The 22,758-nt window shown below is 62.4% G+C and carries 24 protein-coding genes and 1 other RNA gene; 14 read left to right on the plus strand and 11 right to left on the minus strand.

All coding sequences use genetic code 11. From position 1 onward, the window contains the following. The first annotated feature begins 1 nt into the window (after window position 1). From KHO31_RS09295 to panD, 3 genes are all read left to right on the plus strand, one after another. On the plus strand, window positions 2-874 hold the full coding sequence (locus tag KHO31_RS09295; protein ID WP_201081824.1) for a segregation and condensation protein A: 873 nt from the start codon (window positions 2-4) through the stop codon (window positions 872-874). Window positions 875-1,066: 192 nt separating this feature from the next. Next, window positions 1,067-1,900: a pantoate--beta-alanine ligase gene (panC, locus tag KHO31_RS09300; RefSeq protein ID WP_201081822.1), complete on the plus strand. Its 834-nt coding sequence runs from the start codon at window positions 1,067-1,069 to the stop codon at window positions 1,898-1,900. Between the two features lie 49 nt (window positions 1,901-1,949). Then, window positions 1,950-2,336: an aspartate 1-decarboxylase gene (gene panD, locus KHO31_RS09305; RefSeq protein ID WP_012432059.1), complete on the plus strand. Its 387-nt coding sequence runs from the start codon at window positions 1,950-1,952 to the stop codon at window positions 2,334-2,336. A gap of 58 nt (window positions 2,337-2,394) precedes the next feature. Here the strand turns inward: panD and KHO31_RS09310 are convergent, their stop codons facing one another. Next, entirely contained in the window at window positions 2,395-3,033 is a 639-nt protein-coding gene (locus KHO31_RS09310; RefSeq protein WP_201081820.1) for a ParA family protein, read from the minus strand. A gap of 210 nt (window positions 3,034-3,243) precedes the next feature. On the opposite strand from KHO31_RS09310, the gene KHO31_RS09315 reads away from it, so the two are divergent. Next, on the plus strand, window positions 3,244-3,663 hold the full coding sequence (locus KHO31_RS09315; protein ID WP_211623109.1) for a PaaI family thioesterase: 420 nt from the start codon (window positions 3,244-3,246) through the stop codon (window positions 3,661-3,663). Between the two features lie 189 nt (window positions 3,664-3,852). Here KHO31_RS09315 and KHO31_RS09320 read toward each other — a convergent pair whose 3' ends face one another. After that, complete coding sequence (locus KHO31_RS09320) at window positions 3,853-4,269, minus strand: DoxX family protein (protein WP_211623110.1); 417 nt, start codon at window positions 4,267-4,269, stop codon at window positions 3,853-3,855. A gap of 142 nt (window positions 4,270-4,411) precedes the next feature. Continuing rightward, window positions 4,412-5,872: a cobyric acid synthase gene (locus KHO31_RS09325; RefSeq protein WP_236071145.1), complete on the minus strand. Its 1,461-nt coding sequence runs from the start codon at window positions 5,870-5,872 to the stop codon at window positions 4,412-4,414. A 167-nt stretch (window positions 5,873-6,039) separates the two neighbouring features. Between KHO31_RS09325 and cobU the strand changes: the two genes are divergently transcribed. From cobU to KHO31_RS09345, 4 genes are read left to right on the plus strand one after another with little or no spacing between them, the layout of a single operon-like run. Then, entirely contained in the window at window positions 6,040-6,594 is a 555-nt protein-coding gene (gene cobU / locus KHO31_RS09330) for a bifunctional adenosylcobinamide kinase/adenosylcobinamide-phosphate guanylyltransferase (RefSeq protein WP_201081814.1), read from the plus strand. Next, complete coding sequence (gene cbiB, locus KHO31_RS09335) at window positions 6,594-7,529, plus strand: adenosylcobinamide-phosphate synthase CbiB (protein ID WP_201081812.1); 936 nt, start codon at window positions 6,594-6,596, stop codon at window positions 7,527-7,529. Before cobU ends, cbiB begins: the two co-directional genes overlap by 1 nt. Then, on the plus strand, window positions 7,522-8,559 hold the full coding sequence (gene cobD, locus KHO31_RS09340) for a threonine-phosphate decarboxylase CobD (RefSeq protein ID WP_201081810.1): 1,038 nt from the start codon (window positions 7,522-7,524) through the stop codon (window positions 8,557-8,559). Before cbiB ends, cobD begins: the two co-directional genes overlap by 8 nt. Further along, window positions 8,556-9,467 (plus strand): cobalamin-binding protein, encoded by a 912-nt coding sequence (locus KHO31_RS09345; RefSeq protein ID WP_201081808.1) that lies wholly within the window; start codon window positions 8,556-8,558, stop codon window positions 9,465-9,467. Before cobD ends, KHO31_RS09345 begins: the two co-directional genes overlap by 4 nt. Window positions 9,468-9,503: 36 nt before the next feature. Here KHO31_RS09345 and KHO31_RS09350 read toward each other — a convergent pair whose 3' ends face one another. The 6 genes from KHO31_RS09350 to KHO31_RS09375 all read right to left on the minus strand — a co-directional run bounded on the left by KHO31_RS09350 (window position 9,504) and on the right by KHO31_RS09375 (window position 15,527). Continuing rightward, on the minus strand, window positions 9,504-10,919 hold the full coding sequence (locus KHO31_RS09350) for a Fic family protein (RefSeq protein ID WP_201081806.1): 1,416 nt from the start codon (window positions 10,917-10,919) through the stop codon (window positions 9,504-9,506). Between the two features lie 202 nt (window positions 10,920-11,121). Beyond that, a complete protein-coding gene (gene cobC / locus KHO31_RS09355; protein WP_201081804.1) occupies window positions 11,122-11,712 on the minus strand; it encodes an alpha-ribazole phosphatase in 591 nt (196 codons plus the stop codon). Continuing rightward, on the minus strand, window positions 11,697-12,473 hold the full coding sequence (locus KHO31_RS09360) for an adenosylcobinamide-GDP ribazoletransferase (protein WP_201081802.1): 777 nt from the start codon (window positions 12,471-12,473) through the stop codon (window positions 11,697-11,699). The genes cobC and KHO31_RS09360 overlap by 16 nt, the downstream gene beginning before the upstream one ends. A gap of 63 nt (window positions 12,474-12,536) precedes the next feature. Next, window positions 12,537-13,598, minus strand: coding sequence for a nicotinate-nucleotide--dimethylbenzimidazole phosphoribosyltransferase (cobT, locus tag KHO31_RS09365; RefSeq protein WP_201081800.1), 1,062 nt, complete (start codon window positions 13,596-13,598; stop codon window positions 12,537-12,539). A gap of 37 nt (window positions 13,599-13,635) precedes the next feature. Then, entirely contained in the window at window positions 13,636-14,475 is an 840-nt protein-coding gene (locus KHO31_RS09370; protein WP_201123023.1) for an ABC transporter ATP-binding protein, read from the minus strand. Then, window positions 14,472-15,527, minus strand: a complete 1,056-nt coding sequence (locus tag KHO31_RS09375) for a FecCD family ABC transporter permease (RefSeq protein ID WP_201081796.1) — start codon at window positions 15,525-15,527, stop codon at window positions 14,472-14,474. The genes KHO31_RS09370 and KHO31_RS09375 overlap by 4 nt, the downstream gene beginning before the upstream one ends. Window positions 15,528-16,303: 776 nt before the next feature. On the opposite strand from KHO31_RS09375, the gene KHO31_RS09380 reads away from it, so the two are divergent. The 5 genes from KHO31_RS09380 to KHO31_RS09400 all read left to right on the plus strand — a co-directional run bounded on the left by KHO31_RS09380 (window position 16,304) and on the right by KHO31_RS09400 (window position 18,742). Further along, window positions 16,304-16,660, plus strand: coding sequence for an ATPase (locus tag KHO31_RS09380; RefSeq protein WP_201081794.1), 357 nt, complete (start codon window positions 16,304-16,306; stop codon window positions 16,658-16,660). Then, the gene (locus KHO31_RS09385) at window positions 16,657-16,971 is read left to right on the plus strand and encodes a cell division protein ZapA (protein WP_064269037.1); all 315 of its coding nucleotides are present in this window, start codon (window positions 16,657-16,659) and stop codon (window positions 16,969-16,971) included. The genes KHO31_RS09380 and KHO31_RS09385 overlap by 4 nt, the downstream gene beginning before the upstream one ends. A 109-nt stretch (window positions 16,972-17,080) precedes the next feature. Continuing rightward, window positions 17,081-17,262: non-coding RNA, 6S RNA (gene ssrS / locus KHO31_RS09390), on the plus strand. Between the two features lie 93 nt (window positions 17,263-17,355). Then, the gene (locus tag KHO31_RS09395) at window positions 17,356-17,814 is read left to right on the plus strand and encodes an EVE domain-containing protein (protein ID WP_201081793.1); all 459 of its coding nucleotides are present in this window, start codon (window positions 17,356-17,358) and stop codon (window positions 17,812-17,814) included. A 196-nt stretch (window positions 17,815-18,010) separates the two neighbouring features. Beyond that, window positions 18,011-18,742: an SIMPL domain-containing protein gene (locus tag KHO31_RS09400; protein ID WP_201081786.1), complete on the plus strand. Its 732-nt coding sequence runs from the start codon at window positions 18,011-18,013 to the stop codon at window positions 18,740-18,742. 93 nt (window positions 18,743-18,835) lie between these two features. Here KHO31_RS09400 and lgt read toward each other — a convergent pair whose 3' ends face one another. Both lgt and KHO31_RS09410 read right to left on the minus strand, forming a co-directional pair. Continuing rightward, window positions 18,836-19,741: a prolipoprotein diacylglyceryl transferase gene (gene lgt, locus KHO31_RS09405; protein ID WP_211623111.1), complete on the minus strand. Its 906-nt coding sequence runs from the start codon at window positions 19,739-19,741 to the stop codon at window positions 18,836-18,838. Between the two features lie 134 nt (window positions 19,742-19,875). After that, a complete protein-coding gene (locus KHO31_RS09410) occupies window positions 19,876-20,859 on the minus strand; it encodes a LysR family transcriptional regulator (protein WP_211623112.1) in 984 nt (327 codons plus the stop codon). A gap of 220 nt (window positions 20,860-21,079) precedes the next feature. Between KHO31_RS09410 and ilvD the strand changes: the two genes are divergently transcribed. Further along, on the plus strand, window positions 21,080-22,753 hold the full coding sequence (ilvD, locus tag KHO31_RS09415) for a dihydroxy-acid dehydratase (protein ID WP_201084850.1): 1,674 nt from the start codon (window positions 21,080-21,082) through the stop codon (window positions 22,751-22,753). The last annotated feature ends 5 nt before the right edge of the window (window positions 22,754-22,758 follow it).

Here is a 22,758-nt window from a genome sequence, read left to right on the forward strand (position 1 = left end):
CGTGAGTCACGCCGACGAGGCAAAGGGCGCCACGCCGGCGCCCGACGCCGCGCTTGCCGCGCCCGCCACCGATTCGACGCCGGACACTGTCGACGGCATTGCTTTCGCACGCCTGTACGGCGAGCCGCTCTTCAAGCTCCCGACGGATCTGTACATTCCGCCAGACGCGCTCGAGGTGTTTCTCGAAACGTTCGAAGGCCCGCTGGATCTGTTGCTGTATCTGATCCGCAAGCAGAACTTCAACGTGCTCGACATCCCGATGGCGGACGTCACGGTTCAATACCTCGGCTACGTCGACCAGCTGCGTCAGACCAACCTCGAACTTGCGTCCGAGTATCTGCTGATGGCCGCCATGCTGATCGAGATCAAGTCGCGCATGCTGCTGCCGGTGAAAAAGGCCGACAGCGGCGAAGAAGCCGAAGATCCGCGTGCCGAACTGGTGCGCCGCCTGCTCGAATACGAGCAGATGAAACTCGCCGCACAGCGTATCGACCATCTGCCGCAGCTTGGCCGCGATTTCCTGCGCGCCGAGGTGTACATCGAGCAAAGCATCACGCCGCGCTTTCCGGACGTGGATAGCGAAGACCTGCGCGCCGCGTGGGCCGACGTGATCAAGCGCGCCAAGCTCGTCCAGCATCACAAGATTTCGCGCGAGGAATTGTCAGTGCGCGAGCACATGAGCACGATCCTGCGGCGACTGCAGAACGCACGCTTCGTAGAGTTCTCCGATCTGTTCGACACGAGCAAGGGTGTGCCGGTGGTCGTGGTGAACTTCATCGCCATGCTCGAGTTGTGCCGTGAGTCGCTCGTCGAAATCACTCAGGCTGAGCCGTTCGCACCGATCTATGTGCGCCTCGCCTATCTGCCGGCCTGAAGCCGCCAAACGGGGCTTGTGTGCACCATTGCTGCCGCAGCCACCCCTTTTCGGTGGGTGCGCCCCGGGAACAAATCCACTACAATCCGCCGCTCCGAACCTGTCATTACCGGTGAGGCCGCGGGCCACGCGAAAATCTGAGTTTTTGCGCCAACCGAGGTTCACGCCGCGCGAGGAAATCCCTGTCCGATCATGAAAGTCATCAGCTCGATCCATGAATTGCGCGACCAGTTGCGCGGCCAGAATCGCACCGCCTTTGTGCCGACCATGGGTAATCTGCACGAGGGCCATCTGTCGCTAATGCGCCTCGCGCGCCAGCACGGCGATCCGGTGGTGGCGAGCATCTTCGTCAACCGCCTGCAGTTCGGCCCGAACGAAGATTTCGACAAGTACCCGCGCACGATGGAAGCGGACATCGAAAAGCTGCAGAAAGAAGGCGTCTACGTGCTGTTCGCGCCGACGGAACGGGATCTGTACCCGGAGCCGCAGGAATACCGCGTGCATCCGCCGCACGATCTGGGCGACATCCTCGAAGGCGAATTCCGGCCGGGGTTCTTCCAGGGCGTGTGCACCGTGGTGATGAAGCTGATGTCGTGCGTGCAGCCGCGCGTTGCCGTGTTCGGCAAGAAGGATTACCAACAGCTGATGATCGTGCGCAGCATGTGCCACCAGTTCGCGCTGCCGACCGAAATCATCGCCGCCGAAACCGTGCGTGACACCGACGGCCTCGCGCTCAGCTCGCGCAACCGCTTTCTGCAGGCAGCCGAGCGCGCCGAAGCGCCGGTGCTGGCCGCCGAGCTCAATCGCGTGCGCGATGCGGTCCTCTCCGGCGATCGCGACTTCGCAAAACTCGAACAAGCGGCGATGGCGGCACTGGCTGCGCGCGGCTGGCAGCCTGACTACATCGCCGTGCGCAAGCGCTCAAACCTGCTGCCGCAGGGCCCGCAAGACGCGAACGCGGAATTGGTCGTACTGGCCGCCGCCAAGCTCGGCACCACCCGTCTCATCGACAACCTCGAAATCTGAAGCCGGCTTAGACTGCGCAAATACGCTTAAGAAGCACAAGGGATTGGTCATGCAACGAAACATGCTGAAGTCGAAAATCCATCGCGTCGCGGTCACGCACTGCGAGCTGCACTACGAAGGCTCGTGCGCGATCGACGAAGACCTGCTGGAAGCCGCGAACATCGTCGAAAACGAACGGATCGACATCTGGAACATCAATAACGGCGAGCGTTTCTCGACATACGCGATTAAGGGCGAACGCGGCAGCGGCATGATTTCGCTGAACGGCTCGGCTGCGCGGCGCGCGCAGTTGGGCGATCTGGTAATCATCGCGGCGTTCGCCGTGGTCGACGAAGCGGAACTGAAGGCAGGCTGGAAACCGGATCTGGTGTTTGTCGACGACAACAACAAGATCAAAGGCAGCCGCGATCACGTGCCGACCCAGAACTGGACCTAAGCCGGCCTTTCGCCGCACGGTTCATGCGGCGGGCGGCCACGCCGCCTGCTGATTCACCTCAGTCCTTCTTGCTGGCGCCGTTGGTCCATTGGATGATCGGCTGCCACTGCTCCAGATCCTTCTCCACGCGGCTTTTCGCGACGTCCCACAGGGTCAGGCCGTGCGCCGCCAGTTGCACGTAATTCTGCGTGTCGCGCAGATAGCCCAGCACCGGCAGCTTCAACCCTTCGACAAAGCGATGCAGCTGCTCTGCAGAGCGGGTACGCGAGTCGACGCGCATGCCCACCACACCGATCTCGATCGCGCCTTTCCTGACCGCCTTCTCCTTCGCCAGCCGCTCGAGAAAATCCTGGGTGGCGAGAATATCGAACATCGACGGCTGCAAGGGCACGATCACCTTGTCGGCCAGATCCAGCGCGATGCCGAGTCGGTTGCCGTGCAACCCGGCCGGCGTGTCGATGACCGCATGTTCCAGACCTCTGGGTGGTTTGGCGGGGTTTTCAAGGTCGACTTCCCATGTCTCGATGGGCGGCAGCGCAGGCGGCCGCAGCGACAGCCACGCGTGCGCGGACTGCTGTTTGTCGAGGTCCGCCAGCGCGACCCATTCCCCCAACGACGCGAAATAGCCGGCCAGATTGGTGGACAGCGTGCTTTTGCCCACGCCGCCCTTCGGATTCGCCACCACGATCACCGTCATGAATTCTCCCGGAAAGAAGGCTGGACGCCGCCAGCCGGTTTACCGCGCAGTTTGCTCTGACTTGCGCCGATGGGTCCTGATCCGTGCCGGTTTCAGGTTCACCCGCCGATCCAGCCGTTGATAATATCGACAAATGCGCCGGGGCCGAAGCCCCCAAACGGCTATTGACCGCCCTACACCACTGATTTTTCCATCGAGGACCCCAATCTCATGAGCAAACTCCGTCCGGAATACACCGCCGAGCGCCTGCATGAACGTCAGAAGGGCAAGCTGCCCGGCTTGCTGGGCGTGCATGTTCTGGCGCTGGAGCAAGGCGCCCTGACCGCGGAATTGACCGTGCGCGACGAATTGTTGGCGCCGAATGGCTTTTTGCATGCCGCCACCGTAATCGGCCTCGCCGATACCGCCTGCGGCTACGCATGCCTCGCGCATCTGCCCGAGATGGCGCGTAATTTCACGACCGTCGAACTGAAAAGCAATTTTCTCGGCACGGCGACGGAAGGCACGATCCGCGCGGTCGCCAAAGCCGTGCATCTGGGCCGCAGCACGCAGGTGTGGGACGCCACCGTCACCGATCCGAACGGCAAGGCGATGGCGCTGTTTCGCTGCACGCAGATCGTGTTGTATTGAATGACTGACGCGGGGGCGCGGCGCAGAGCCTGAATCACCCGGGCTTAGCGCCATAAAAAAGCACGCGGCCTCACGGCGCGTGCTTTTTTGTTGTCCGGAAAGGCCGAGTCCCGAAGCGCTTTGGTGCGTGGGTGCTTTGCCGGTTTGAGGTTTTACCGGTGTACCAGATCTTGCAACCGCTCGAACGTATCAGGCGGCCACTGCGCGTGGCGCTTTCGCCGCGCTCAGCGCCAGCGCGCCACCGCCGAGCAGCGACTGCACCGCCAAGGTCACCGCCCAGAAGGCCGGATATTCCCAGCCGCCGTTCGGCGACGCGAAACCCCAGCCGTTATGCAGATGCGCCGACATCGCGCCGAGCATGAACGGCAACAGCACAAGCGCGACCCAACGGACCTGCACGCCTAGCAGGAGTGCGATGCCGCCGATCAGTTCGACGAACGCGGTCACGTAGCCGAGCCAACCCGGCAAGCCAAGCGAGACGAAAAACTGCGCCGTTCCCGGCAGTGTGAAAACAAAGATCTTTTGCAGACTGTGCGCGAGGTACAAGACGCCCAAGGCAAGGCGAAGTAGCAAAGCGGCCAGATCGGCGGAGCGGTTCGAGTTCATGACGAGTCCTTTACGAGAGAAACGGCCCGCATCGGCCGTCGATGTAAGGACTGTATTCGAACCGTATAAGGCGAAAAACCCCTTTTCAGGCTTTGATTACTTCCCAATAGGATTTAATCACCCGCCATCCAGTTGATTTTTATTAACCCATTGCGGCAAAAAGCTTTGAGAGATCAAGGTGCTCGGCGAGTGTGTCGGCGAGGCGTTCCAGCGAAGCCTCGCGCAGCGCAGGGTAGTCAATTTTCTCGGCGTCGCTTAAGCCCGCCCACGCCAGCAGTGCGGCGCACGCGGCCGGCGTGTCGAACAGGCCGTGCACGTAGGTGGCGAGGATTTGGCCATCGGCCGAGATTGCGCCGTCCGGATGAGCGTCTAGCGCTTCGCTCAATTGCAGCGCGGGTGAACCCAACGCCGGGCCTTGCGTCTCGCCCATGTGAATCTCATAGCCGGCGACCTCAGGCGATCCGGGTAACGCGAGGTGCCCTGTCACGTTCTTGAGCGTTTTTTCGCGCGTCAGCACCGTCGAATAATCGAGCCAACCGAGGCCCGCACTCGTTCCAGGCGCGCCCTCCACACCGTGCGGGTCGGCCACTTCGCGTCCGAGCATCTGCATGCCGCCGCAAATCCCGATTACACGGCCGCCGTAGCGCAGATGCCGCTGCAGTACCGCATCCCAGCCTTGCGCGCGCAGGAACGCCAGATCGCCAGGCACATTCTTTGAACCCGGCAGGATGATCAGATCGGCCGGCGGAGGCGGCGTACCGCTTCGCACGTAATGAAAATCGACCTGCGGATGCGCGCGCAACGCGTCGAAATCAGTGTGATTGCTGATGTGAGGCAACACTGGCACGACCACGCGCAACATCCGGCCTGAATCGCTGCTTTGCGCGGCGCGCAGTTCGGGCGGCAGCATGTCTTCGGCGTCGAGCGTCAGACCGTGCAGGTAGGGCACCACGCCGAGCACCGGCTTGCCGGCCTTCGCTTCGAGCCAGTCGAGCCCTGGTTTGAGCAAACTGACATCGCCGCGAAAGCGGTTGATGATGAAGCCGCGCACACGCGCCTGCTCGCTGTCCGACAGACACGCGAGCGTGCCGGTCAAATGCGCGAACACCCCGCCGCGGTCAATGTCGGCCACCAGCACGACCGGACAGTCGACCGCTTCGGCGAAACCCATGTTGGCGATATCTCGGTCGCGCAGATTGATCTCGGCGGGACTGCCCGCGCCTTCCACAAAAATCGCGTCGTACGTCGCTTGCAGACGCGCATACGATTCCAGCACGGCCTCGAAGGCGACCGGCTTGTAGTTGTGATAGGCGCGTGCGTCGAGATTCATGCGCGCCTTGCCGTGGATGATCACCTGCGCGCCGCGATCGCTGGTCGGCTTGAGCAACACGGGGTTCAGATCGGTGTGCGCGGCGATGCCCGCGGCCACCGCCTGCAGGGCCTGCGCGCGACCGATCTCGCCGCCGTCGACCGTCACCGCGCTATTGAGCGCCATGTTCTGCGGCTTGAACGGCGCGACCCGCACGCCGGCGCGGCGCGCCAGGCGGCACAAACCCGCGACGAGCGTGCTCTTGCCCGCATCGGACGTGGTGCCCTGAATCATCAGCGTGCCGCGCGGCACAGGTACGGCGTCATGCGGGTTCGAAGTGGTGGTCACGGAATATCGGGTTCGGCGGTGAATAAGTAATAAGCGCAGGTAACAAGCGCGGGCAATGAACGCGGCATTATCCCATCGTGCCGGCGCGCGCTGCACGCCGGTACAATCACGCGATGATTCCCCGCGACCTCACCTTCGTTCTCGGCGGCGCCCGTTCGGGCAAGAGCGTGCACGCCGAACAACTGGCGAACGACAGCGCCCTCCCCGTCACGTACATCGCCACCGCGCGCGTGGCCGACGACGCCGAATTCAGCGCGCGCATCGCGCATCATCGTGAGCGGCGTCCGGCGCATTGGCAATTGCATGAAGCGGACCTCGATCTCGCCGGTGCCGTGACGCAAATCGACGCGCCCGGGCATTGCATTCTGATCGACTGCCTGACGCTGTGGCTCGCCAACCTGCTGTGCCCACCTGACGGCGACGGCTTGCCGGTCGATCACTATCACGCACACTTCGCCGCGCTGGAAGCGGCGTTCGTCAACACTAAAGGCAAGATCATCGTGGTCAGCAATGAAATTGGCCTGGGCGTGGTGCCACTCGGCGCGGAAACACGCCTCTATGTCGACGAACTCGGGCGGCTCAATCAGCGCATCGCCGCGTTGAGCACCCAGGTCACGATGATGGTCGCAGGCTTGCCGCTCGCCTTGAAAACAGCGGGCAGCGCGTGATGCTGTCGCTTCCTTTGATCGTGACCCTGGCAACGGCGGGCGTCGCCGTCGACCGTTGGCTCGGTGAGCCGCGCACCGCGCACCCGCTGGTCGGCTTCGGCAAATGGGCGATGCGTCTCGAAACGCGCTACAACACCGGCCGGCGTTTGCGGCTCAAGGGGCTGCTCGCGTGGTCGCTGGCGGTCATGCCGCCGGTGCTGATCGCCTGGTTTCTCGTCTCCGTGCTGCCGTTTTTTGCGGCCTGCGCGGTGCATGTCGTGTTGCTGTGGTTCGCCCTCGGCGCGCGCAGTCTGCACGATCACATTGCGCCGATCGCCGAAGCACTGACGCGACGCGACCTGGCGCAAGCGCGTCTGCTGACCTCCCGCATCGTGTCGCGCGAAACCGCTCATGCCGACGAAGCGGCGCTGTCGCGCGCCGCCGTCGAATCGGCGCTGGAGAACGGCAACGACGCGATTTTCGGCGCACTGTTCTGGTTTGCAATCGCGGGCGGTCCGGGCGCGCTGGGGTTTCGTCTGGCCAACACGCTCGATGCCATGTGGGGCTACCGCACGTCGCGTTATTTACGCTTCGGCTGGGCCGCCGCGCGCATCGACGATGTCCTCAACTGGATTCCCGCGCGCCTCACCGCCGCGAGCTATGCCTTGCTCGGCGACACGCGCACCGCGCTGCATTGCTGGCGCGAACAGGCACCGCGGTGGGATAGTCCGAACGCCGGACCGGTCATGGCGTCGGGCGCGGGCAGCCTGAATGTGTTGATCGGCGGGCCCGCGGTGTATCACGGCGCGCTTGAACACCGGCCGACGCTAGGCTTCGGACACCCCGCAAAGGCCACGCATGTCACGGCGGCATTGATGCTGGTGGAACGCACGGTCATTCTCTGGCTGGCGATGTTGATCGTGCTGGCGTTGCTCAGCGTGCCCTTCCATGGTTGATCGAACCGCTGGTCACAGGGCCGATACCGGCACCGAATTCAACACCGTGGTCCACGGCGGCAATCTGCACGAAGCGGCTGAGCGTTACGGCATTCCATACGCGCAATGGCTCGACCTGTCGACGGGTATCAATCCGCATGGATATCCTGTGCCTCCGATTCCCGCCGATGCCTGGCGCCGCCTGCCCGACGACGGCGACGGTTTTGCGGCCTGCGCCGCCCGTTACTATGGCGCGCCCGATGCCGCGCATGTTCTGCCCGTAGCGGGAAGCCAGGCGGCGATTCGCGCGCTGCCCTCGCTGCTGCCACGTGGTCAGGTTGGCATCGCGCCGCTCACCTACAGCGAATATGTGCCCGCTTTCGAGAGGGCAGGACACGAAGTCGTGCCACTGGATGCAACTTGGGACACCTTGCCCGATGCGTTCACCCATGTTGTCGTAGTGAATCCTAACAATCCGACCGCCGAACATCTGAGCGCCGGCAAGCTGCTTCACTGGCATGCACAACTCGCCGCGCGCGGCGGCACGCTGCTGATCGATGAGGCCTTCGCCGATACGATGCCGTCGGCGTCGCTCGCGGCAAGCACCCATCGCGCCGGGCTGATCGTGTTGCGTTCGCCGGGCAAATTCTTTGGACTCGCCGGCGTGCGCGCGGGCTTTGTGCTCGGTGCGCCGGCCTGGCTCGACGCATTGCGTCGTACGCTCGGGGCGTGGACGGTCAGCGGACCGGCGCGCCATGCCGTCAAAGCCGCCTTCGAAGACGAATTGTGGCAACAGCAGATGCGTACGCGGCTCGATGCCGAAAGCGCCCGTCTGGTGAGTCTGTTGCATGCACAAGGTCTCGCCACACACAGCACACCGCTCTTCGCCTGGACCGACGATGTACGCGCCGCCGCTCTGCATGAAGCATTGGCGCGACGCGGCGTGTGGACACGGCTCTTCACGGCATCAGGCAGCGTGCGTTTCGGGCTGCCTGCGAGCGACGCGGAATGGGCGCGCCTCGAAGAGAGTTTGCGCGAGGCTACTCGATGATTCGATTCCGACGCTTCGCCATCACCGCAGCACTTTTCGCGAGCGCGGTGCATGCGTACGCCGCGATCACCGTCACCGACGACACCGGCGCAACAGTCACCTTGCCTGCGCCCGCACAACGCGTCATCAGTCTCGCGCCGCATGTCACCGAACTGCTGTATGCCGCAGGTGGTGGCACGAAACTGGTCGGTGCCGTGTCCTACAGCGACTATCCGGCTGAAGCGAAGCAGCTACCGCGCGTCGGCGACAATAAGGCGCTCGACCTCGAACGGATCGTAGCGTTGAAGCCCGATCTGATCGTCGCATGGCGGCATGGCAACGCGCAGCGCCAACTCGATCGCCTGCGCGAGATGCACGTGCCGCTGTTCTTTAGCGAACCGCGTCGTCTCGACGATGTTGCCGTGTCGCTGACGAAGCTCGGGCAATTGCTCGGCACGTCGCCTGCCGCCGACGCAGCGGCGGCGGCATATCGGCAGGACATCGCACGATTGCGCACGCAGTATGCGAGCCGGCCGCCTGTCAGCGTGTTCTATCAGGTGTGGGATCAACCGTTAATGACGCTCAACGGCGAACATATGGTCAGCGATGTGATTGCGCTATGCGGCGGCCGCAATGTGTTTGCAAAACTCGAGCCGCTGGTGCCGACCGTCTCGACGGAAGCCGTGCTTGCAGCGAATCCGGAAGCGATCTTCACCGCCGCGCCCGGCGCGACCAAACCAGACACGACCCTGCCGCAACTCGATACATGGCGCGCGTGGCCGAGTCTGAAGGCGGTGGCGAACAACAATCTGTTCGCCATCGACGGCGATCTGATCAACCGGCCGGCACCGCGTATTGCGCAAGGGGCGAAGCAAATGTGCGAGGACCTGGAGGTAGCGCGCTCGCACAGGAAGAATGGCGAGCAATGATGCAGCTGCAAAAATCGTGAATCAGGAAGTATCGCATTAGCGCGAGACAACGTCTGCCCGCTTGAACGGCCACTGCTCGAATTCGGAAAGCCGCAAGCGATAACGCGCGACATTGCCTAGATAGAGGTGGTCGAGATCGGACTGGATCGCGTCGACAAACGAAGACATATCGCCTACCGCCACCAGATTCTGTGCGAGCGTTTCGATCTCGTTGCGTGTGCCAGCAAGGCCGCCGCGAATCACCTCCTGCACCACCTGTATCAACGCATTGCGATACTTGAGGCGAAACGCGTCCGGCTCTCCGACCGATTGTCGGATTGCCAGATAACGCTGACACGAGCGCTCGTACGCCCAGATAAAGACATCGCGCAACAACTCGACGCGATTGGCCTCGTACACACCGAGCGTACCGTCGACGTAGGCTTTTTCGGGAACGTCGATAAATGACAGCGGACACAGATTCTGCCGGATCAGGGGGATATTCGCGGTGAGACGCGAGACCCGTTTGTTGACGTCTTCGAACGGCTGCAGATACGGCAGGTGCACCATGCTGAAGAAAGCCTGCTCGAAGGGGTCGTCGATCTGGGCGGCCTTGTTCAACACCGCCTCGAAGCATTCTGCGATCTGCTGCGGCACGGCGAGCGGGAAAAATACGGTGCCGCTGATCTCCACTTCGCGCACGCGCAAACGGCCGCTAGCGAACGGGTCAGACATCAGATTGTCGGAGAGAATCGCGTGAAGGTTCAGTACGGTGAATCGATTGAAGCCCACTTCGTCCGCGCTCTCAACGATCATTTCGATCGCGGCCTTGTGGTTGAGGATCATCTGCGTTTCCTGAGCGTCCTTGCCCTCCGCAATGTGCCCTTGCTCGATCAGCCGTACGGTGTCGAGCCGCGTGTAGGTATTGCCCTCGAGTCGCGACGACGCCCACGACAAATCGATCAGAAGCCGGCTCATGATGTCGCGCGCGTAAGTGCCGGCAGGCCGGCCATCCGCCGACGTGCGGCCCCACTCGTGCAGACGGGCACGCTGCGCTTGCGATAAATACGCGTCCTGATTCGGACGATAGCGTTCGAGAAACGCGCGGTTATAGCCGACCGGCCGGCGCTCGTGCAGTGGCCGATTTACTTCTGCGCGCACCTCGAGACCCGCACTCGACACGGGCACATAGGCCTCACCGGAAGTGCCTGCGCCAGTGATAGCCTTTGCGGGGAAAACAGCCGCGCCGGAAGCGGATGCCTGCTTGTAGGCCACTGCGCGGCCAGCACCTTCCGAGATGATCCGGCCAGCCTCGAGCAACACGTCGAGACGGCGTTGCAGTGTGCGGCGCTGCATGGGATGGCGGCGCGCGGCAAGTGCCGCAGCGAGCGCACGAACGCCCCGCCCGTCAGCGCTTGCAGCGATAAGCTGCTCGATCAGATCCAATTCCTGCTTGATGCCATTGCTGTTCATACGCGCCACCCATGGAGCCCATGTGTCGCGATAAATTCATATCGTGACACTTTTCCGACCATTGTGGCACAAATCAAGCTAATCGCGACACTTTTTACGTCACAATTTGTCGCAATTTCAGTTTCGCGACAAATCCTCAAAAAAAGTGTCACGAATAAAACCAAGACTGACGCATTCCGGAGAGGCGGCAAGCATCAACCCCTCACGCATTCCACCTCACCAACGCCCACTGCTGCGCCTCGTCATCCCGGCGCAACCACACAACCGCCGCCATCTCCAGTGACCACCGCAGACAGCGCTCCAGCGGCACGTCCAGCACCAGCGAAGCGATCACCCGCATGACACCGGCATGCGTGACGACATACGCCGGCGACAACTCGCGCGTCTGCGCGAACGCATCGAACCACGCCCGCACCCGCGCAACGAATTGCGCGACACTCTCGCCACCATGCGCACGCGCGTGTTCGAAGTTGGCCGCCCAGTCGTCCAACAACTCGCGATCGATCGCGTCCCAGCGCTGCTGCTCCCAGTCACCGAAGTCCATCTCCTTCAGCCGATCGTCATGACTGAGCGCACAGCCGAAATCGTTCGCCATGACCGCCGCAAGCGTTGCACAACGTGTCAGCGGACTCGACATCAACACACGCGGCGGCGGTACCTGCAAGGTTGCCAGTTTCAGTGCAAGGACACTCGCCGATATCTCGGCGTCCTCGGCGAGCGCGACGTCGCTGTGGCCATAGCACACGCCCGAATCGAGCGCGACGGCCGGATGACGAATCAGGACGATATCCATGCGAGCCCCACAAGGTAGATGCTCAACTCGAAGATCTGTTGCGCGAAGCCGAGGCAGTCGCCGGTGTAGCCACCGATGCGTCTGACGAAATAGCGACCCAATGCAAAGCGCAGTGCCATCAGTACACCGAACGTCACGCAGGCGAAGCGCCAATTCGGCGAATCCAGCCAGTTTGGCCAGAGCAACAACGGCAAACCGAACACCGCGGCGCACAGCAACGCGGGACCACTCAAGCGCTGCGCGACCGGTTTGGCTTTACCTTCGGCACGGACATAGTCGAGCGTGGCCAGATAGCTGATTGCGAACACGCGGCTCGCCGCATGCGCTGCAATCATCAGACTTGCGGCGCGCATCGGCGGTAGTGCGGCGAGCGTTTGCCACTTCAATGCCAGCGCGATCACAAGCGCGATGGCGCCGAAAGCACCGATGCGCGAATCATGCATGATGCGCAACACGTCCTCGCGCGTATAGGCGCCACCGAACGCATCGACGCAATCGGCGAGGCCGTCCTCGTGAAACGCGCCGGTAACGAGAAGCGACGCAGCCATAGACAGCAGCACCGCTACACCCGCTTGAAATACATGCAACGCCGCGAGATAAACCAGCGCGCTCAATCCGCCGACCAATAGGCCGACGAGCGGAAAATAACGCGCTGCCGCATTCAGATAGTGCGGCTCATAACCGACCCAACGCGGCACCGGCACGCGCGTGAAATAGCCAAGCGCCGTGAAGAAATAGCGCAACTCTGCGAGCGGGTTCATGCGTGAGCCTGACGCGCGTTTCTGTATGACGGCGCCTTGTATAACAGCACCTCGTATGACGGCTCAAGCATCGCGATTCGCAACGCCCGCCGATTCGAAGCTCGCCATTTCGTTGACGAACGCCACCGCCGCGCGCAGCAGTGGCACGGCGAGTGCCGCGCCAGTGCCTTCACCGAGACGCATATCGAGCGAAAGCAACGGCAGCGCGCCGAAATGATCGAGCATGCGCCGATGCCCCGCCTCGTTCGACGCATGCGCGAACACACAATACTCGCGCACGTTCGGTGCGAACGCATCGGCCACCAACAATGCCGAGGTCGCGATGAAACCGTCGACAAGAATCGTCATGTGGGCCTGCGCGGCGGCGAGATAGGCGCCCGTCATCATGGCAATTTCGAAGCCGCCGAAAGTGGCAAGCACGTCGAGCGGATCGTTGGAACCAGCGTGACGCGCGAGCGCCGACGCGAGTACGTTGCGCTTTTTCGCGAGACCCGCGTTGTCGAGACCGGTCCCGCGCCCAACGCACTCGTCGATCGGCACGCCACACAGGCGGCTCATCAGACACGCGGCCGACGACGTATTCGCAATCCCCATTTCGCCGAAGCCGATCACATTGGTGCCGAGCGACGCGTGATACCGCACGCGAGCCGCGCCCGCCTGCATCGCGGCGAGCGCCTGTTCGTGCGTCATCGCGGATTCGCGCGCGAAGTTGCGCGTGCCGGCCGCAACTGGAATATCGATGAGACCGTCAGTCGACGGCAGCGGCGTCGCAATGCCTGAGTTGACCACTTCCAGCTCAACACTCGACACCCGGCTCAAGGCATTGATCGCCGCGCCACCCGCAAGAAAGTTGGCGACCATTTGCGCGGTCACCGCTTGCGGATAAGGGCTCACGCCTTCCTGCGCAATGCCGTGGTCGCCGGCGAACACGATCATTGCCGGACGATCGACGGTGGGGTGTTTCGTACGCTGGATCAAGCCCATCTGGCGCGCGAGCGTCTCGAGACGCCCAAGACTGCCGGGCGGCTTGGTCTTGGTATCGATGATGTGTTGCAGTTCGGCACGCAGCGTTTGATCAAGCGGTTCGACTTCGGTCAATCCCGACAAACCTGGCAAAGAGGTCATAGACATTTCTAGAAGAGAGAGTGTTTTTATAAAGCGCTTAGCCTGCCGGCGCGTCATCAGCGGCGGCCGATTCGTGACGCGAGCGCGGCGCGGGAATCAGCGCCTCATGCTCGCCGTCGCGAATCAGAATCAGCGGATAGCCGAACGCGCGGCTCGTCAGCGTAGGCGTCAGCACGTCATGCACCGGTCCAGCATACGCGCCGCCGTTGCCGTCGAGCAGCAGCGCATGTGTCGCGAAGCGGCGCGCGAGGTTCAGGTCGTGGCACGAAAACATCACTGTACGCCGAGGCTCGCGCGTCCAGGCGGTCAGCGCTTCGAGGCAGTCGATCTGGTGGTGAAGATCCAGATGCGAGAGCGGTTCGTCGAGCAACAACAACGGCGCCTCCTGGCACAATACCGCCGCCAGCGCGACGCGTTGACGTTCACCGCCCGAAAGCGACAGCACGTCGCGCGCAGCGAATGCGGCGAGGCCCAATACATCCAGCGCAGCATGCGCGGCCGCGCGATCGGCCTCGCCCTCCCAACCCCAGCCGGTCAGATGCGGAAAGCGGTTCAGCATCACGATATCGAGCACGCTAGCGCTGAAGGCGTCCGCTGCGCTTTGCGGCATCAGCGCGCGACGCTGCGCGAGCGGTAACGGCTGCCAGTCGGCGAGACGCACGCCATCGAGTTCGACATGACCCGCCGACGGTTGCGCCAGACCGGCGAGGGTGGATAGCAATGTCGTCTTACCCGCACCGTTAGGCCCGGCGATACACCAGATCTCACCCGCGTAGAACGTATGCGTGAACGCGTCGAGCAAGGTGCGCATGCCCGCACGCAAGGTGAGGCGTTGCGCGCTGAGCGCTGAATGTGGGACGTTGTGTGCGTTCATCATCGGCGCCTGCGCAACAGCATCCACAGAAACACCGGCACGCCGACGATCGACGTGATGACGCCCACCGGCAATTGCGCCGGTGCAATCACGGTACGCGCAATCAGATCCGCGCCCATTACCGCGACACCGCCGCCGAGCGCCGCAGCCGGCAGCAACATACGCTGATCGTTGCCGAACGCGAGCCGCAGCATGTGAGGCACGACGAGCCCGACAAAACCGATGGTGCCTGCCGTGGTCACCGCCGCGGCCGCCGCCAGCGACGCCGCCAGATACACGCGCAAGCGCAGCGGCATCACGGCGACGCCAAGCGCCTGCGCGGCGGCATCGCCTCGTAGCAGCACATTCAGACGCGGCGCAGCGGGCACCATTGCCACCAGCACGACGACGAGCGCGGCGAGCGCCGTCCATGGCATCGCGCCGCCATTCAGATCGCCGGTCAGCCAGAACAGCATGCCGCGCAGACGACTGTCCGGCGCGAGGTTGAGCAGCAGCGTAATGACGGCCCCCCAGCCGGCCGCGATCACCGCGCCGGTCAGCAGCAAACGCGGCGACGTATCCTGCGGTTCGCCCCGCCACAACTCGCGGCGCGCGAGGCCGAGCACCAGCAGGATCGACACGAAGGCGCCGGCGAACGCACTGGCATCGACGATCCACCACGCGCAACCGGCGATCATCGCGACCAGCGCGAACGCCGCCGCGCCGCCCGACACACCTAACACGTAGGGTTCGGCCAACGGATTGCGCAACAGCACTTGTAGCAGCGCACCCGCCAGCGCAAGCAACGCGCCGCATGCGAAGCCGGCCACCGCGCGCGGCAAGCGCAGCTTACGCACGATTTCGCCGGCAAGATCGGCGGACTCGACATGCGCCGCGTGCGACGGCAACAGCGCCGCCAGGACGCGCGCAGGCGCGAGCGAGACGCTGCCCAGTGCGAGCGACGCCATCAGCACAGCCAGCGCGATTCCTGCGAGCGCGAGCCAGATCGCGGCCGCGCGCTTCACACTCATCACACGCAGCGTGGCCGTGGGCATCGGACTCGAACTGCGGTTCATTAGCGCTTTCTCATGCTGGTACGTTCGTCGCTGCTGCCAACCAACCGGGACATACACACCACGCCGTGGCGAGTTATACGAGTAGGCCGTTTCATAGTCCTTGTTCAACAGATTCTGGATTGCGCAGCAACGTACCATGCCTTCTTAGCAGGGCCCACAAAGGCGAGCAACGCTGCACGAGCGATGGGGACAGCATGGGATGATATTCCTGTGGAGAGCGTGCGCGGCCCGCTTCCCCGCAGGCCGATGCGTAACGAGGTGCCCACGTTGTTTTACGTTTGCGCGGGGACGATCCGTTCCCTCTTGCCGCTATCCAGGCTGCCAGCACATCAATCCCGCCTTCCCACGCGTGACGCGCAGTGGCACACTCGCATGTTCAGCTTCAAGCACGCAATCAGGATCGACCTGCATGACGAATGCGGTCGCTTATCGTTGCGGGGGCAACGCAGGTTCGCGCGTTCAGGCGAACGGCACGCCTGCCTGACGTTTAACCGCGGTTTAACTGCAGTTCAACTGCGCGCACTGTCGATTGATAAGCGCGCGCGGGCACCAAAGAGCGGCCAGTTTAGGAGCGGCCTTCGGGTCCGTCAAGAATGGTTAATCCATGCGCAAACTGTTCTGTTAAGTGCAGGTTATTGTCCGATGCGAGAGTTGTTTTTCATCATATGGTCGATAAAAGCCTGCACAAAGCGATGTTGTTACGTCTCGAAACGAGACAATTGTCGGAACCTGCGACATTCCGCGCTAAAATGCGATGTCTTTAGAGGACGCAGCAGATGCTCACCGAACTCGAAACACTTTCACAGAATATCGGCAAGCTGATCGCGATCAGCCAACGCCACAATGAAGCGCGGCTCGCGCTCGAAGATCAGCTCGCCCAAACGCGTGCGGAAGCAGAAGCCACGCGCACTGAACTCGCGTTGATGCGCGAGGAGCGCGATGCACTGCAGGCGGAACGCGACGCGCTCTCGGCAAAGATCGACGACGCCCAGGTGCGCCTGAATGCGATCCTCGAAAAACTGCCGCGGGCTCGCGCGCACAACGAGCCAGACAATCAGCTCGATCTGCTCGAGGCCGCGCCGCATGAGGTCGAAGCGGAGAGCGACGTCACCCGCCATGGAGAAAATGCATGACCACCAAGCAGATCGAAGTATCGATTCTCGGCGTGCCCTATCGCCTCGCCTGCTCGCCGGAAACTGAAGGCGCGCTGCTTGAGGCGGTTGCACGCGTCGACGCCGAGATGTCGAAGATCCGCAACAACAGCAACGTGCGCGGCACCGATCGCATTGCCGTCATGGCCGCGCTGTCGCTGGCATCGGAACTGCTTAAGCTGCAAACAAGCGTGCGACACGGAGAAGCATTTCCCGCAGAAGAAATCCGGCGTACAATGCATCAAATGAACGAACAACTGGGTACTGTGATTCAGCAGTACAGCATGCAGTAACTGCCCAGCAGTCTCGAACAGTTTCAAGCAACCGGTCCAGAGATCGGCTGCGAATTCAAGCGGAATGCATGAGCAAAGACTCGGCAAACGTTTGAGTTCAAATGGTTTGACCTCCCTGCCTGGTTCGCCAAGGTCATATATTCCTTGAACCAATGCCATGTGCACGGTTGTGGAAATTTGTAGCACGGGTGTGCGCGTCACTCTGTCTGATGTACCCGAAGTGCTGCTAACTGCGACCAATTCTGAACCCCCGGTTCAGGATGCCGGCCTAGCGGCTAAGGCGGGGACCTTATTCAAAACGGCATCGGACTTCGGTTCGATGCCGTTTTTCTTTGGGCCTCGATTTTTCTTGCTGTATCAACCCCTTAACGTTCAATTCGATTCATGCGCTACTGGCTAATGAAGTCCGAACCGGACGAAGCAAGCATCGACCATCTCGCCCAGGCACCGCAACACACGTTGCCGTGGACTGGCGTACGCAACTATCAGGCGCGCAATTTCATGCGCGACATGATGCAGGTCGGCGACGGTGTGCTGTTCTATCACTCGAGTTGTCCTGAGCCAGGCATTGCGGGGCTCGCGGAAGTATCGTCAACCGCTTATCCGGACCCGACTCAGTTCGACAAGAAGAGCCCCTACTACGACCCGAAGTCGTCGCAGGAAACGCCGCGCTGGCTGCTCGTCGATGTGGTGTTCAAGAAGAAGGTCCCGTTGATCCCGCTTGCCGCCCTGCGCGAACACGAGGAACTGAAGGACATGCGCGTGCTCGTCAAAGGCAACCGCCTGTCGATCACGCCGGTCACTGAAGCCGAATGGCGCTTCATCACCAAACGTCTTGTTTGACGTTGCATACGCACATGCGACGCGCTGTTGCTGCAATCGTGTGCAAATCTGTGCTCGGATGACGGCAAACGTTGAGCAAACGTCAAATTAGGGAACCAAGCTCAGGTTACAGGCGCCTAACGGACTCGCAAACGGTGTGCCATCGCATGGCGTTCGCTCCAATCGTGCATAACCTGTTCCAGCAAGGAGTCCAAGAATGACGAAAAACACCGCACGTGCACTCGCTCTCGCTCTCGTATGCGCTGCCCCTGCCGCGCTCGCGCTGACGCCGGCCATGGCCCGCGCGCAGGGCGTGACGCAGTATCAGCCCGCGGGTGTGCTGTCGTTGAATGCACAGGCAAGCGCTGAAGTGCCGCAAGACGTCGTCGATATCACGCTGTTCTACGAGCAGGAAGCGAACGATCCGTCCGCACTCACCTCCACGCTGAATCAGCGTGCCGACGCAGCGCTGCAAAAAGCCAAGGGTGTGAACGGTGTAACGGCTCGTACCGGTTCCTTCTCGATCTACCCGTCCACCGATCGTGACGGTCGCATTTCCGCATGGCGCGGACGTACCGAAGTTGTGCTCGAATCGCACGACTTCGCAGCGGCGTCGAAGCTCGCGGGCCAGATGGCATCGATCATGCAGGTCGGCAACGTGCAGTTCTCGCTGTCGCCTGAAGCGCAGCGTGCCGCGGAGCAGAAGCTCACTGGCGAGGCCATCAAGTCATTCCGTGAGCAAGCGGCTTCGTCGGCGCAGGCGTTCGGCTACAACAGTTATTCGATTCGTGAAGTCAACGTCGGGCACAACGGCGTCATGCCGCGTCCGATGATGATGATGAGCGCACGCGCAATGGGCGCCGATGCGAAGGCATCCGCGCCGGTGCCGCTCGAAGGCGGCACGTCGACTGTGACGGTCAATGTGTCGGGCTCGGTGCAGATGAAGTAACGCGTTTTACGCTAGACGTACTGCTGCAAAAGAAAAAGCCACGGCATGCTGTGGCTTTTTTCATTGGCTTTTCACTACGATAAAACGTAGCGTTCAGTTAGCGCTAACCGCCGGTGCCGGTTCACGCCGCGCACGGCGATAGGACCACACCAGCATCCCAATGCCCACGAGGATCATCGGCAGCGAGAGCCATTGGCCCATTGAGAGACCCATGGCGAGCAGGCCAAGGAAGTCGTCCGGCTCACGCGCGAATTCCACCGTGAAGCGGGCCAGGCCGTAGCCGATCAGGAACACAGCGGAAATTGCGCCCATCGGCTTCGGTTTGCGCGAGAAGAAGAACAGCACGAAGAACAGCGCCACACCTTCGAGCGCAATCTCATACAACTCCGACGGGTGACGCGGCAACATGTGATATTGCGCGAACACTTCGTTCAGATGCCATTGCGCGGCCAGTTGCGGATGCGCGGTGAGCCACGCGGCGTCGTCCGGCGCGGCGCCTGGAAACAGCATCGCCCACGGCGCCGACGGATCGGTCACACGGCCCCACAACTCGCCGTTGATAAAGTTACCGAGGCGCCCTGCCGCGAGCCCCGTGGGCACCATCGGCGCGACGAAATCGGTCACCTGCAGCCACGAACGTTTGCGCTGATAGGCGAACAGCACCATCGCCAGCGTCACACCGAGGAAGCCGCCGTGAAACGACATGCCACCTTCCCACACCTTGAAGATGTCGAGCGGATGCGCGAAGTAAAAGCTCGCCTTGTAGAACAGCACGTAGCCGAGCCGGCCGCCAAAAATCGTACCGAGCACGCCGTAGAACAGCATGTCGTCGATGTCTTTCGCGGTCCAGCCTTGCGCGGCGACGTAAGGCAAACGCAACCGCAGCCGCCCGACAACGATCGCCGCGATGAACGCGACGAGGTACATCAGTCCATACCAGCGCACAGCGAGCGGCCCCAGATGAATGGCAACGGGGTCGAAATTCGGGTGAATAAGCATCGTGTTGTTATGGGCAGTTCAGGTTCAGAAGCGGATTTCTAGTCGATTTTCAAGTAACAGCCGGCGGTTTTGCGCACCATGCGGCGCATGCGTTGGACGGTTCGGCTTGCAATGCGTTCGCGACAGCGTCGAGTCTAAACACGAGGTGCCGCGAACTGCGCCTCGATGGTGGCCGCATGGACTCGCACGATCTCGATGAAGCCAGCCAACACCGGACTCACCTCCGCCGTGCGCCAGACCAGCCCCGTCTCGATCGCCGGCACGGATTCGGAGAGCGGCCGGTACACGACGCCGGTGCGGCGCAGGTTACGCAAGGATTGCGGCACCAGTGCGACACCTATTCCGGCCGACACGAGGCTCACGATCGTCTGCATCTGGATCGCCTCCTGGCCGACCCGGGGTGCGAGGCCAGCCTTGCCGTAGCAATCCATAATGATGTCATAAAAGCTTGGCGCCAAACGTCTTGGGAAAATCACGAGCGGCTCGTCGGCGACGTCGCGCAGGCTAATCGGCGTGTCCAGCCACTCGGCACGCAAGTCTTCCTGGGACCGCGTGGCGCCGCCCACGCGCGCCGCCGTTTCCATCGACATCGCGATCACCAGCGGCTCGCGGGCGATCGGCAACCACGAGAGCTGGGTGGCATGGCGCGACGGCAGCGGCGCGATCACGAGGCCCGCATCGATGCGCCCGGCCACGAGTTCGTCGACCTGCACGTCGCTGGTGGCTTCGGTCAATTCGAGGCGCACCCGTGGATAGCGTGCGCCGAAATCGCGCAGTAGCAGCGGCAGCAGGCCGTAATCGGCCGTTGAGACGAAGGCCAGCGACAACGCCCCCGTCTCGCCCCGCGCGAGGCTCTGCGCCAGCGGCCGCAACCCCTCGGCACTCGCCAGCAAGCGCCGCACTTCCGGCAGCAGGTCGGCACCCACAGATGTCAGTTCGACCGAGCGCTTGGTGCGCGCGAACAGCGCTACGCCGAGCGTCTCCTCCAGCGCGCGAATGGCCTGCGACAACGGCGGCTGCGTCATGGAAAGGCGTGCAGCCGCCCGTCCGAAGTGCTTTTCTTCGGCGACGGTCACGAAATAGCGCAACTGGCGCAGGTCAGGGATAGCGGGCAACATGATTAATACATTTTACGACCTAATCGAGCCTGAATAATATATTGGACACACGCTTAGCAAAACTGCATCCTTGCGCGACGCGTCGGAACTAAACTGGACTGGACTGAAGCGCCGTCGTACCTGCCGGCAAGCGCATTGGCGACGTCGGCGTAGCGCCTGCCGCACCCACTGGGCGGCAAACACGCAGCACGGATCAAAACAAAACAGACTGGAGTTCCCCATGGCATACAACCGTCGTTCGAAGAACATCACGCAAGGCGTGGCGCGCTCACCGAACCGCTCGATGTACTACGCACTCGGCTACGAAAAGGCCGATTTCGACAAGCCGATGATCGGCATCGCCAACGGCCACTCGACCATCACGCCGTGTAACGCCGGCCTGCAGCGTCTGGCCGACGCGGCTGTCGCCGCGGTTAAAGGCGCCGACGCGAATCCGCAGATCTTCGGCACGCCGACGATTTCGGACGGCATGTCGATGGGCACTGAAGGCATGAAGTATTCGCTCGTGTCGCGCGAAGTCATCGCCGACTGTATCGAGACCTGCGTGCAAGGTCAGTGGATGGACGGCGTGGTCGTAATCGGCGGCTGCGACAAGAACATGCCGGGCGGCATGATCGGCATGTTGCGCACGAACGTGCCAAGCATCTACGTGTATGGCGGCACGATCCGTCCAGGCAACTGGAAGGGCACCGACCTGACCATCGTGTCGTCGTTCGAAGCAGTGGGCGAGTTCACGGCCGGCCGGATGTCGCAGGAAGATTTCGAAGGGGTCGAAAAGAACGCGTGCCCGTCCACGGGTTCGTGCGGCGGCATGTACACCGCCAATACGATGAGCTCGTCGTTCGAAGCGCTCGGCATGTCGCTGCTGTATTCGTCGACGATGGCCAATCCGGATCAGGAAAAGGTCGACTCGGCAGCCGAATCGGCACGCGTGCTGGTTGAAGCGGTCAAGAAGGATCTGAAGCCGCGCGACATCGTCACCAAAAAGTCGATCGAAAACGCGGTGGCCGTACTCATGGCCACGGGTGGCTCGACCAATGCCGTGCTGCACTTCCTCGCGATTGCACACGCGGCCGAAGTGGAATGGAGCATCGAAGACTTCGAGCGCATGCGCAAGAAGGTGCCGGTGATCTGCAACCTGAAGCCGTCGGGCCAGTTCGTGGCGACCGATCTGCACAAGGCCGGCGGCATTCCGCAAGTCATGAAGATTCTGCTGGACGCAGGTCTCTTGCACGGCGATTGCATCACGATCACCGGCAAGACGATCGCTGAAGAACTGAAGGACGTGCCGAGCAAGCCGCGTGCCGATCAGCAAGTGATCTTCCCGATCGAGCAGGCGCTGTACAAGGAAGGCCACCTGGCGATCCTGAAGGGCAACCTGGCCGTTGACGGCGCGGTCGCCAAGATCACCGGCCTGAAGAACCCGGTCATCACCGGCCCGGCCCGCGTGTTCGACGACGAGCAAAGTGCGCTGGAAGCCATTCTCGCCGACAAGATCGTCGCTGGCGACGTGGTCGTGCTGCGTTACCTCGGCCCGAAGGGCGGCCCTGGCATGCCGGAAATGCTCGCGCCGACGTCGGCGATCATCGGCAAGGGTCTTGGCGAAACCGTCGGCCTCATTACCGACGGGCGCTTCTCGGGCGGCACATGGGGCATGGTGGTCGGTCACGTCGCGCCGGAAGCGTTCGTGGGCGGCACGATCGCGTTCGTGCAGGAAGGCGATTCGATTACGATCGACGCGCACAAGCTGCTCCTGCAACTGAACATCGACGACGCCGAACTGCAACGCCGCCGCGCCGCATGGCAGCAACCGAAGCCGCGTTACACACGCGGCGTGCTGGCGAAGTACTCCGCATTGGCACTGCCGGCCAACAAGGGCGCAGTGACGGGCTAAGGGTG

This window comes from Paraburkholderia domus (genome assembly GCF_905220705.1).
Taxonomy (GTDB): domain Bacteria; phylum Pseudomonadota; class Gammaproteobacteria; order Burkholderiales; family Burkholderiaceae; genus Paraburkholderia; species Paraburkholderia domus.